9 protein-coding genes, 2 tRNA genes and 1 rRNA gene are annotated in these 12,201 nt (G+C 58.0%); 7 read left to right on the top strand and 5 right to left on the bottom strand.

Annotated features, from left to right (window positions below):
- Positions 1-167: 167 nt before the first annotated feature.
- From CXQ81_RS02830 to CXQ81_RS02805, 5 genes are all read right to left on the bottom strand, one after another.
- Positions 168-243, bottom strand: a tRNA-Ala gene (locus tag CXQ81_RS02830).
- A gap of 26 nt (positions 244-269) precedes the next feature.
- A tRNA-Ile gene (locus tag CXQ81_RS02825) sits at positions 270-346 on the bottom strand.
- Positions 347-411: 65 nt separating this feature from the next.
- Positions 412-1,948 (bottom strand): 16S ribosomal RNA (locus tag CXQ81_RS02820).
- Between the two features lie 644 nt (positions 1,949-2,592).
- Positions 2,593-3,813 (bottom strand): CaiB/BaiF CoA-transferase family protein, encoded by a 1,221-nt coding sequence (locus tag CXQ81_RS02810; protein ID WP_007924229.1) that lies wholly within the window; start codon positions 3,811-3,813, stop codon positions 2,593-2,595.
- 13 nt (positions 3,814-3,826) lie between these two features.
- On the bottom strand, positions 3,827-5,008 hold the full coding sequence (locus CXQ81_RS02805) for an acyl-CoA dehydrogenase (RefSeq protein ID WP_101336408.1): 1,182 nt from the start codon (positions 5,006-5,008) through the stop codon (positions 3,827-3,829).
- A gap of 157 nt (positions 5,009-5,165) precedes the next feature.
- Between CXQ81_RS02805 and CXQ81_RS02800 the strand changes: the two genes are divergently transcribed.
- The 7 genes from CXQ81_RS02800 (at position 5,166) to CXQ81_RS02770 (ending at position 12,108) form a co-directional block, all read left to right on the top strand.
- The gene (locus CXQ81_RS02800) at positions 5,166-6,065 is read left to right on the top strand and encodes a LysR family transcriptional regulator (RefSeq protein WP_101336407.1); all 900 of its coding nucleotides are present in this window, start codon (positions 5,166-5,168) and stop codon (positions 6,063-6,065) included.
- A gap of 451 nt (positions 6,066-6,516) precedes the next feature.
- Complete coding sequence (locus CXQ81_RS02795; protein WP_007924238.1) at positions 6,517-7,638, top strand: Re/Si-specific NAD(P)(+) transhydrogenase subunit alpha; 1,122 nt, start codon at positions 6,517-6,519, stop codon at positions 7,636-7,638.
- A gap of 15 nt (positions 7,639-7,653) precedes the next feature.
- Complete coding sequence (locus tag CXQ81_RS02790) at positions 7,654-7,977, top strand: NAD(P) transhydrogenase subunit alpha (RefSeq protein ID WP_003187010.1); 324 nt, start codon at positions 7,654-7,656, stop codon at positions 7,975-7,977.
- Entirely contained in the window at positions 7,977-9,413 is a 1,437-nt protein-coding gene (locus CXQ81_RS02785) for an NAD(P)(+) transhydrogenase (Re/Si-specific) subunit beta (RefSeq protein ID WP_101336406.1), read from the top strand. The genes CXQ81_RS02790 and CXQ81_RS02785 overlap by 1 nt, the downstream gene beginning before the upstream one ends.
- Before the next feature lie 179 nt (positions 9,414-9,592).
- A complete protein-coding gene (locus CXQ81_RS02780) occupies positions 9,593-11,086 on the top strand; it encodes an acetyl-CoA hydrolase/transferase family protein (RefSeq protein WP_101336405.1) in 1,494 nt (497 codons plus the stop codon).
- Between the two features lie 319 nt (positions 11,087-11,405).
- Positions 11,406-11,621: a DUF1127 domain-containing protein gene (locus CXQ81_RS02775; protein WP_007924247.1), complete on the top strand. Its 216-nt coding sequence runs from the start codon at positions 11,406-11,408 to the stop codon at positions 11,619-11,621.
- 277 nt (positions 11,622-11,898) lie between these two features.
- Positions 11,899-12,108 (top strand): DUF1127 domain-containing protein, encoded by a 210-nt coding sequence (locus CXQ81_RS02770; protein WP_007924249.1) that lies wholly within the window; start codon positions 11,899-11,901, stop codon positions 12,106-12,108.
- The last annotated feature ends 93 nt before the right edge of the window (positions 12,109-12,201 follow it).

Below are 12,201 nucleotides of genomic sequence, written 5' to 3'. Positions count from 1 at the left end.
TTTACCTTAGCCTGAACAACACCAGTGAAAGTGCTATCCAGTCTATCTTTCTATCACATACCCAAATTTTTAAAGAACGATTCTGATAAAGATCAGAAATCAACATTCACCATCAACTTGATGGAATGCTCATTTCTAAGCTTTAAACGATGGACACCAATCTGTAATGGTGGAGCCAAGCGGGATCGAACCGCTGACCTCCTGCGTGCAAGGCAGGCGCTCTCCCAGCTGAGCTATGGCCCCGTATCGCTACAGGGTGCACCAGTAATTGGTGGGTCTGGGCAGATTCGAACTGCCGACCTCACCCTTATCAGGGGTGCGCTCTAACCAACTGAGCTACAGACCCAATCGTCTTCTTCAATGAATCAAGCAATTCGTGTGGGAGCTTATGAAGCAGCTGATGTCGTCGATTAAGGAGGTGATCCAGCCGCAGGTTCCCCTACGGCTACCTTGTTACGACTTCACCCCAGTCATGAATCACACCGTGGTAACCGTCCTCCCGAAGGTTAGACTAGCTACTTCTGGTGCAACCCACTCCCATGGTGTGACGGGCGGTGTGTACAAGGCCCGGGAACGTATTCACCGCGACATTCTGATTCGCGATTACTAGCGATTCCGACTTCACGCAGTCGAGTTGCAGACTGCGATCCGGACTACGATCGGTTTTGTGGGATTAGCTCCACCTCGCGGCTTGGCAACCCTCTGTACCGACCATTGTAGCACGTGTGTAGCCCAGGCCGTAAGGGCCATGATGACTTGACGTCATCCCCACCTTCCTCCGGTTTGTCACCGGCAGTCTCCTTAGAGTGCCCACCATAACGTGCTGGTAACTAAGGACAAGGGTTGCGCTCGTTACGGGACTTAACCCAACATCTCACGACACGAGCTGACGACAGCCATGCAGCACCTGTCTCAATGTTCCCGAAGGCACCAATCCATCTCTGGAAAGTTCATTGGATGTCAAGGCCTGGTAAGGTTCTTCGCGTTGCTTCGAATTAAACCACATGCTCCACCGCTTGTGCGGGCCCCCGTCAATTCATTTGAGTTTTAACCTTGCGGCCGTACTCCCCAGGCGGTCAACTTAATGCGTTAGCTGCGCCACTAAGAGCTCAAGGCTCCCAACGGCTAGTTGACATCGTTTACGGCGTGGACTACCAGGGTATCTAATCCTGTTTGCTCCCCACGCTTTCGCACCTCAGTGTCAGTATCAGTCCAGGTGGTCGCCTTCGCCACTGGTGTTCCTTCCTATATCTACGCATTTCACCGCTACACAGGAAATTCCACCACCCTCTACCATACTCTAGCTCGCCAGTTTTGGATGCAGTTCCCAGGTTGAGCCCGGGGATTTCACATCCAACTTAACGAACCACCTACGCGCGCTTTACGCCCAGTAATTCCGATTAACGCTTGCACCCTCTGTATTACCGCGGCTGCTGGCACAGAGTTAGCCGGTGCTTATTCTGTCGGTAACGTCAAAATACTCACGTATTAGGTAAGTACCCTTCCTCCCAACTTAAAGTGCTTTACAATCCGAAGACCTTCTTCACACACGCGGCATGGCTGGATCAGGCTTTCGCCCATTGTCCAATATTCCCCACTGCTGCCTCCCGTAGGAGTCTGGACCGTGTCTCAGTTCCAGTGTGACTGATCATCCTCTCAGACCAGTTACGGATCGTCGCCTTGGTGAGCCATTACCTCACCAACTAGCTAATCCGACCTAGGCTCATCTGATAGCGCAAGGCCCGAAGGTCCCCTGCTTTCTCCCGTAGGACGTATGCGGTATTAGCGTCCGTTTCCGAACGTTATCCCCCACTACCAGGCAGATTCCTAGGCATTACTCACCCGTCCGCCGCTCTCAAGAGGTGCAAGCACCTCTCTACCGCTCGACTTGCATGTGTTAGGCCTGCCGCCAGCGTTCAATCTGAGCCATGATCAAACTCTTCAGTTCAAACATCTTTGGGTTTTGAGAAAACCCTAAACTTGGCTCAGCAATCGTTGGTTACATCTTTGATTTCTCGCGGAGTAACTTGTGATGCTGATAATCTTTCTGACTATCAGTCTGACTCCACAAGCACCCACACGAATTGCTTGATTCAGTTGTTAAAGAGCGGTTGGTTAAGTCTTTCGTCTCAACCGAGGCGCGCATTCTACAGCAGCCTCTGCATCTGTCAAGCGGTTATTTTAAGAAGTTTTCAAAGTTTCCTTTGCAACTTCAACCACTTGCGCTTCCGATCTCTCGTCAGCGGGAGGCGAATTCTACAGCGTTACACGCTGCTGTCAACACCTCTTTTTCTCCGCTTTCGACCGAGAAGATCGAATCGTTAACTCGGCGAAAACTTACTGCCGAACCAACTCCTTCGGGCTTCGATGAACTGAAGCGCAACCACTGCCGAAAACCGTGTAACTCGTTGAATCTCAAGGAGTTTTCCGTTTCGACTGCGCCGGAAGTGGGGCGAATTATAGACTTCCAGAATCTGCCGTCAACCCCTAATTTGCTTTTACTATGAATAAACCTGAAAACACCCCAAAAGGGGTGTTTTCAGGCCTCTTATATAGAAGGGATCAGATGTTCTCTATTATAGAAGAGCGCATTCACACCACGCCCGAGGCTCGCAAGGCATCCACGGACTCAAGCTCAAGCCCCAGCACTCGCTGCAGAACCTGGGCGGTATGCTCTCCTAATAGAGGAGGCGCATAACGGTACTCGACCGGCGTCTCGGAGAGACGGATCGGACTCGCTACCTGAGGCACCAACCCCGCCAACGCATGAGGCAGCTCGATCGCCAACCCGCGCGCTTTGACCTGCGGGTCCTCGAACATCTGCGCCAGGTCGTTGATAGGGCCGCAAGGCACCCCCGCCTGCTCCAACTGGGCGACCCACTCAGCGGTGGTCTTGAACACCGTGGCCTGACGGATCAATGGAATCAGCACCGCCCGATTGGCAACCCGCAGCTTATTAGTCGCAAAGCGCGGATCGTCCGCCCACTGCGGTTGGCCCGCCACCTCGGCAAACTTGCGGAACTGCCCGTCATTTCCCACGGTAAGGATGAAATCGCCATCCGCCGTGGGAAAGTCCTGATAAGGCACGATATTCGGGTGAGCATTACCCAGGCGCTTGGGAGCGACTCCGGTGGTCAGGTAGTTCATCGCCTGGTTGGCCAGACACGCAACCTGTACATCCAGCAACGCCATATCAATGTGCTGCCCACCGCCGTCATGCTGCCGGTGCGCCAATGCGGCAAGAATCGCCACAGTCGAGTACAACCCCGTCAGGATATCCGTCAATGCCACGCCGACCTTCACCGGCCCGGCGCCCTCATCCCCCTCGGGACGCCCGGTCAGGCTCATCAGCCCGCCCAGCCCCTGGATCATGAAGTCGTAGCCGGCACGCTTGGCATAAGGCCCCGTCTGGCCAAAGCCGGTAATGGAGCAATAGATCAGGTTAGGGTTGAGCGCCTTCAGCGACTGATAGTCCAACCCATAGGCCGCCAGACCGCCAACCTTGAAATTCTCGATCAGAATGTCGGACTTGGCCGCCAACTCGCGCACCAGGCGCTGACCTTCCGGCCGAGTGAAGTCGATAGTCACCGATTGCTTGTTTCGGTTGGCCGACAGGTAATAGGCAGCCTCCGTAGTATTCTCGCCATAAGCGTCCTTGAGGAAAGGCGGCCCCCAGGCGCGCGTATCGTCACCATTACCCGGACGCTCGACCTTGATCACCTCGGCCCCCAGGTCCGCCAGGATCTGACCGGCCCAAGGCCCGGCCAGCACTCGCGACAAGTCCAGCACCCGCAAATGAGATAACGCGCCCATGGTCGTTCTCCTATCAGTAGAACGCCTGGATGCCGGTCTGCGCGCGCCCCAGGATCAGCGCATGGACGTCATGGGTCCCTTCGTAGGTGTTCACCACCTCCAGGTTGACCAGGTGACGGGCGATGCCGAACTCGTCGGAGATGCCGTTACCGCCCAGCATGTCGCGGGCCATGCGAGCGATGTCCAGCGACTTGCCGCAAGAGTTGCGCTTCATGATCGAGGTGATTTCCACCGCAGCCGTACCTTCATCCTTCATCCGGCCCAAACGCAGGCAGCCTTGAAGGGCGAGGGTGATCTCGGTCTGCATGTCCGCCAGTTTTTTCTGGATCAGTTGGGTAGCCGCCAGCGGGCGGCCGAATTGCTGACGGTCCAACGTATATTGGCGAGCGGTGTGCCAGCAGAACTCGGCCGCACCCAGGGCACCCCAGGAAATACCGTAGCGGGCAGAGTTCAGGCAGGTGAACGGACCTTTCAGACCCCGTACATCCGGGAAGATGTTCTCTTCCGGCACAAAGACGTTGTCCATGACGATTTCGCCGGTGATGGAAGCGCGCAGGCCGACCTTACCGTGAATCGCCGGAGCACTCAGACCTTTCCAACCTTTCTCCAGTACGAAGCCGCGGATATCCCCAGCATCGTCCTTGGCCCAGACCACGAACACGTCAGCAATCGGGCTGTTGGTGATCCACATCTTGCTACCAGTCAGGCTGTAACCGCCATCGACCTTACGGGCACGGGAAATCATCGCGCCCGGGTCGGAGCCATGGTTAGGCTCGGTCAGACCAAAGCAGCCGATCCACTCGCCAGAGGCCAGCTTCGGCAAATACTTCTGCTTCTGGGCTTCGGTACCAAATTCATTGATCGGCACCATCACCAGGGAGGACTGCACGCTCATCATCGAGCGGTAGCCGGAGTCAACACGCTCCACTTCGCGGGCAATCAGGCCGTAGCAGACATAGTTCAGACCGCTGCCGCCGTACTGTTCGGGAATGGTGGCACCCAGCAGGCCGACTTCGCCCATTTCGCGGAAGATCGCCGGGTCGGTCTTTTCATGACGGAAAGCTTCGAGCACACGCGGCGCCAGCTTGCCTTGAGCGAATTGCTCGGCACTGTCACGCACCATGCGCTCCTCTTCAGAGAGCTGTTGATCCAGCAGAAGGGGATCGATCCAGTTGAAGCTTGCTTTACCGCCCATGAGTGAGTCCTCGTGAAGTAGGTCAACGTTCGTGGACTGATCCTAGGCCGGCTTTGCGGGCGCGGCAAACGAGGATTTCGCATACTGTTGTGCTAATTTCTCACTCCTTAACAGCCGAAAGCGGCTTTTAGCGATTCCATTAGTGAGATTGCCGTACATGCGCAGAAAGATCCCCAGCACTACCGCCCTCATCAGCTTCGAAGCCGCCGCCCGTCACGAGAGCTTTACCAAGGCGGCGCAGGAGCTTTCGCTGACCCAAGGTGCAATTTGCCGACAGATCGCCAGCCTGGAAGAGTTTCTCGGGGTCGAACTGTTCCGCCGGTCCCGACGCGGTGTCAAGCTGACCGAGGCGGGGCTCTCCTACAGCCGCCGCGTGGCAACTCAACTGGACGCAGTGGAACGCGACACGCTGTCCGTCATGGGCCAGCAGGGCGCCAATGTCATCGAGCTGGCAGTGGTCCCGACCTTTGGCACCCAATGGCTGTTGCCCCGACTCAAGGATTTTCAGCAGCGACACCCGGAAGTCACGGTCAACCTGACCAACCGCACCCGGCCTTTCCTGTTCGCCGATACCGACTTCGACGCCGCGATTTACTTTGGCGATGCCGACTGGTCGGGTACCCAATCCCATCGCCTGATGGGAGAAAACCCGATGCCGGTATGCAGCCCCGAAACCCTGGGCAACCGCACCCGGCTAAGCGCCGAAGAAATCGCCGAGTTGCCGCTGCTGCAGCAGACCACGCGCCCCTATGCCTGGCGGCAATGGTTCAACTCACAGCACCTGAATATCCCGCGAGACATGACAGGCCCGCGTTACGAACTATTCTCCATGCTGGCGCAAGCCGCCATGCACGACATGGGTATCGCCCTGATCCCGCCATTCCTTATTCAACGGGAGTTGAGGGAAAAGCGCCTGGTGATCGCCAACCCCGAAGCACTGGCGAGCATCAAGGCGTATTACCTGATGATTCCCGAGCGCAAGGTGGAATCAGCGTCCTTACGGGCTTTTCGTGATTGGCTGGTGGAACAGGCACAAGGCTACAGCCTTGAGAAATAGCAGGGCAGGGCGACAAGCTGACTTCGTAGTCAGAAAAAACAAAACACTACAGATATAACTAAATGTCGCATTTAGACAGACTGTATCGATAAGCGGAACAACCGTCCTATAAGTGCCTAACCACGCGGCTTGTAGGGCTTTTTTAGGGCCATGAACGCCCATTCACATGAGCAATGTGAAAAATGTTTTATTTTCCGTCGAGATCCTTACAAGGCACGGCTTACAAGGGATTGAGCCCTATCCTTGCGACATTCGGTCACGGGGTGACTTGTAGTTAATTTTCCGTCACCCCTCATAATCCCTTGAAGGGCGTAATGTTCGCCTGCAAAATGCCGCGCCCCGCCTTGATTCTGGCGGGATCGTGCTGATCGGCCGCCCCAGCTGCACCATCCGTAGTGCGCTGGCCTTCTAAAAAAGATCGAAAGCAATAAGATCACGCAGGAGATTTGACGTGCACATTGGTGTTCCTCTCGAGACCCAAACGGGTGAAACACGGGTTGCTGCAACCCCGGAAACCATCAAGAAACTGATCGGCCAGGGTCATAAAGTCACTGTGCAGAGCGGCGCCGGTATCAACGCCAGTGTTGTCGACAGTGCCTATGAAGCGGCAGGTGCAACCATTGGCAGCGCCAACGATGCATTCGGCGCGGAGCTGATTCTCAAGGTCGTGGCTCCCAGCGACAGCGAACTGGCCCTGATCAAGAGCGGCACCGTCCTGGTGGGCATGCTCAATCCGTTCAGCAATGAAACCATTGCCAAGATGGCCGAGCGCGGCATCACCGCCTTCGCTCTGGAAGCAGCGCCGCGTACCTCGCGGGCTCAGAGCCTGGATGTGCTGTCCTCGCAAGCCAACATCGCCGGTTACAAGGCGGTGCTGCTGGCTGCCCACTATTACCCGCGCTTCATGCCGATGCTGATGACCGCCGCGGGCACCGTGAAAGCCGCTCGCGTGCTGATTCTCGGTGCCGGCGTTGCCGGCCTGCAGGCCATCGCCACCGCCAAGCGCCTGGGCGCCGTGATCGAGGCCTCGGACGTACGTCCGGCGGTCAAGGAACAGATCGAATCCCTGGGGGCCAAGTTCGTCGACGTGCCTTACGAGACCGATGAGGAGCGTGAGTGCGCCGTCGGTGTCGGTGGCTACGCACGCCCGATGCCTGCCAGCTGGATGCAGCGCCAGGCCCAGGCCGTGCACGAACGCGCCAAGCAGGCCGACATCGTGATCACCACCGCCCTGATTCCAGGCCGCAAGGCGCCAGTACTGCTGAGCGCCGAAACCGTGGCCCAGATGAAGCCGGGATCGGTGGTCGTCGACCTCGCCGCGGCCCAGGGCGGCAACTGCCCGCTGACCGTGGCGGATCAGGTGGTGGTCGAGAATGGCGTGACCATCGTCGGTCCGACCAACCTGGCCGGCGCTGTCGCTGCCGACGCCTCGGCGCTGTACGCCCGCAACCTGCTGGACTTCCTGAAGCTCGTCTTCACCAAAGAAGGTCAGTTCGAGGTCAACCTAGAAGACGACATCGTCGCCGCGTGCCTGATGTGCCGCGACGGCCAAGTCATCCGTAAAAACGCCTAAGCAGGGATTCAGACGATGGAAGAGCTTATCTCCCCCGGTATCTACAACCTGATCATCTTCGTGCTGGCGATTTATGTCGGTTATCACGTGGTCTGGAACGTTACACCCGCACTGCACACGCCGCTGATGGCGGTGACCAACGCCATTTCGGCGATCGTGATCGTCGGCGCCATGCTGGCCGCCGCCCTGACCGTGACGCCGCTGGGCAAGACCATGGGCACGCTGGCCGTGGCCCTGGCCGCGGTCAACGTGTTCGGCGGCTTCCTGGTAACCCGCCGCATGCTTGAGATGTTCAAGAAAAAAGCCCCGAAAGCCGTAAAAGAAGAGGCGCCCAAGTAATGAGCATGAATCTGGTAACGACGCTCTACCTGATCGCGTCGATCTGCTTTATCCAGGCCCTCAAAGGCCTGTCGCACCCGACCTCCTCGCGCCGCGGCAACCTGTTCGGCATGCTCGGCATGGCCCTGGCGATCGTCACGACCGTCGGCCTGGTGTTCAAGCTCGGCGCGGAGCTGGCGACCGTTGGCATCGGCTACGTGATTGTCGGCCTGCTGATCGGTGGCACCGCCGGTTCGATCATGGCCAAGCGCGTGGAAATGACCAAGATGCCGGAGCTGGTGGCCTTCATGCACAGCATGATCGGTCTGGCAGCGGTGTTCATTGCCATTGCCGCCGTGGTGGAGCCGCAGTCCCTAGGCATCGTCAAGCAGCTGGGTGATGCGATTCCGGCCGGTAACCGCCTGGAGCTGTTCCTCGGTGCGGCCATCGGTGCCATCACCTTCTCCGGTTCGGTGATCGCCTTCGGCAAGCTGTCGGGCAAGTACAAGTTCCGCCTGTTCCAGGGCGCACCGGTACAGTTCGGCGGCCAACACAAGCTGAACCTGATTCTCGGCCTGGCAACCCTGGGCCTGGGCGTGACCTTCATGCTCACCGGCAACCTCGGCACCTTCGCCCTGATGCTGGTCCTGGCCTTCGTGCTGGGCGTGCTGATCATCATCCCGATCGGCGGTGCCGACATGCCGGTGGTGGTGTCGATGCTCAACAGCTACTCGGGCTGGGCGGCGGCGGGGATCGGCTTCTCGCTGAACAACTCGATGCTGATCATCGCCGGCTCCCTGGTGGGTTCGTCCGGTGCGATCCTGTCGTACATCATGTGCAAGGCGATGAACCGTTCGTTCTTCAACGTACTGCTTGGCGGCTTCGGCAACACTGCAGACGCTGGCGGCCCGGCGGGCGCGCAAGAAGCCCGCCCGGTGAAGTCCGGCTCGGCCGACGACGCGACCTTCCTGCTGACCAACGCCGACACCGTGATCATCGTTCCGGGTTACGGCCTGGCAGTCGCGCGGGCACAGCACGCACTGAAGGAGCTGACCGAGAAACTGGTACACCGTGGCGTGACCGTGAAGTACGCGATCCACCCGGTAGCAGGTCGCATGCCCGGCCACATGAACGTGCTGCTGGCCGAGGCCGAAGTACCGTACGACCAGGTGTTCGAGATGGAAGACATCAACTCCGAGTTCGGCCAGGCCGACGTGGTGCTGGTGCTCGGCGCCAACGACGTGGTCAACCCGGCGGCGAAGAACGATCCGAAATCGCCGATCGCCGGCATGCCGATTCTCGAGGCGTTCAAGGCCAAGACCATCATCGTCAACAAGCGTTCGATGGCCAGCGGCTATGCCGGCCTGGACAACGAACTGTTCTACCTGGACAAGACCATGATGGTGTTCGGCGACGCCAAGAAAGTCATCGAAGACATGGTCAAAGCCGTCGAGTAAACCTGCTCCAGCGCAACACCCAAGACCTCAGCCTTTAGTAGGCTGGGGTTTTTTATTTCCCGCACAAACCCGACAAAAGGCTCTAAATCGCGGCCTTTCATTCGACCTTGGTAGCGGGACGAATTTTTTTGAAATCACTAGACTGCGCATCTTGCTTCCGCTGCCCGAGATAACAATCCATGTACCGTGATCGTATCCGCTTGCCTTCGTTGTTGGATAAGGTGATGAGCGCCGCCGACGCTGCCGCTCTGATTCAGGACGGCATGACCGTCGGCATGAGCGGTTTCACCCGCGCCGGCGAAGCCAAGGCCGTGCCCCATGCGTTGGCCGAGCGCGCCAAGGTAACCCCACTGAAAATCAGCCTGATGACCGGCGCCAGCCTGGGCAATGACCTCGACAAGCAACTCACCGAGGCCGGTGTCCTGGCTCGACGCATGCCGTTCCAGGTCGACAGCACCCTGCGCAAGGCGATCAATGCCGGCGAGGTGATGTTCATCGACCAGCACCTGTCGGAAACCGTGGAACAGTTGCGCAACCAGCAGCTCAAGCTGCCGGACATAGCCGTCATCGAAGCCGTGGCGATCACCGAGCAGGGCCATATCGTGCCGACCACCTCGGTGGGCAACTCCGCCAGTTTCGCAATCTTCGCCAAGCACGTGATCGTCGAGATCAACCTGGCGCACAACCCGAACCTGGAAGGTCTGCACGACATCTATATCCCGACCTACCGGCCGACCCGCACGCCCATCCCGCTGGTGAAGGTCGACGACCGTATCGGCAGCACCGCCATCCCGATCCCGGCGGAGAAGATCGTCGCGATCGTCATCACCAACCAGGCGGACTCGCCATCCACCGTTTCGCCCCCTGACAGCGAAACCCAGGGTATCGCCAATCATCTGATCAACTTCTTCAAGCAGGAAGTGGACGCTGGCCGCATGAGCAACAAGCTCGGCCCGCTGCAGGCAGGCATCGGCAATATCGCCAACGCGGTGATGTGCGGCCTGATCGAGTCGCCGTTCGAAGACCTGACCATGTACTCCGAAGTGCTGCAGGACTCGACTTTCGACCTGATCGACGCCGGCAAGCTGAGCTTCGCCTCAGGCAGCTCGATCACCCTGTCGAGCCGCCGCAACGCCGATGTGTTCGGCAACCTGGAGCGTTACAAGGACAAGCTGGTACTGCGCCCGCAGGAGATCTCCAACCACCCGGAAGTGGTGCGTCGCCTGGGCATCATCGGCATCAACACCGCCCTGGAGTTCGACATCTACGGCAACGTCAACTCCACCCACGTCTGCGGCACGCGGATGATGAACGGCATCGGTGGTTCGGGTGACTTCGCGCGCAACGCGCACCTGGCGATCTTCGTCACCAAGTCCATTGCCAAAGGCGGGGCGATTTCCAGCGTGGTGCCGATGGTCAGTCACGTCGACCACACCGAGCACGACGTCGACATCCTGGTGACCGAGATCGGCCTGGCCGACCTGCGTGGTCTGGCGCCACGGGAGCGGGCACGGGTAATCATCGACAACTGTGTACACCCGGACTATCGCCAGTCCCTGAATGACTACTTCACCGCCGCCTGCGCCCTGGGCGGTCACACGCCGCACATCCTGCGCGATGCCCTGCGCTGGCACATGAACCTGGAAGAAACCGGGCGCATGCTCGCTGTGTGATGGGTACAGTCGATGGCTGACGCAAGCACAGTTGCGTCAGCTCATCGACAACCCTTAAACACTTGTCAAAAACTGTACTGCTGTACCGGTCTTTTACCCCCTCAAAACCCTACCTTTTTCAAGAAAACATCCGGAAGCGCACCTAAATGGTGCCGACAGGTACAGTTGCATCATTTCCGAACAGTACAGCACCTATAAACAGTTAACTGGTCCCTCACAATACAGATGAACTGTATCTAGAGAGACTGGCGCGAGAGGAGGATCATGGGCACCAGTTAAACCACTACCTAATCCCGCCACAAGCGGAAGGATGCACACCATGGAACGTACACTCAGTTCCGAACTGTTCTTCGAAGACAAAGCTGCAAAAACCCAGGCTTCCCTGCCTCTGCGCGTTCTCGCCAACCTGATGCTGTGGCAGCGCCGCATCTCCAGCCGCCACCAACTGGCTCGCCTGGATTCGCGTCTGCTGGCTGACGCAGGTATCAGCGAAGCTCAACGCTACGAAGAGCTGAGCAAGCCGTTCTGGCGCTAAGTTAGCGTCGCTGGCTCTGACCCACCGGGTCCACCGCCAGCACCCCGAATTGAAAAAACGAAACCCGTCGCGGGCAACCGCGACGGGTTTTGTCGTTTAAGGCCTGGCAATGCCGGAAGCCGCCGGTACAGAAAGGGTATGGCTCGACAGATACAGTTTAAATATAAATAGAACTGAACCAGTACAATTTTATACCGTTGTATCTGTATGCATGCCTGCGTGAATAGCAATATGGTGTCCCAAGTCCCTGACTTCGGCCTGCCGAAAGGACCGCACCATGAACCACATACCAGGACGTATCGCACCTCTCAGCTTTTCCCATCCTCAGATAAGCGTGTGGAAACGCTTGTACCGCGCCTTGTGCCAGATGCAGCAGAACGCCCGAACACGTCGTGTGCTGGCAGGGCTCAACGATCAGCAATTATCCGATGTAGGTATCAGCCACAGCGATCGCATGGCCGAACTGGATAAGCCCTTCTGGCGCTAGTTCGCACCAGGACAGCAGAAGAGGGCTATTCGAACAGATGGGGTGGGCCTAATATCCGGTAGCGTGTAGCGATTTTCCTGAAGGGGCGTCTGA

The sequence above is a fragment of the Pseudomonas sp. 09C 129 genome (genome assembly GCF_002843625.1).
Taxonomy (GTDB): domain Bacteria; phylum Pseudomonadota; class Gammaproteobacteria; order Pseudomonadales; family Pseudomonadaceae; genus Aquipseudomonas; species Aquipseudomonas chlororaphis.
Note: the sequence above shows the minus strand (reverse complement) of the source record. Positions and strands in the feature narration are given on the sequence as shown.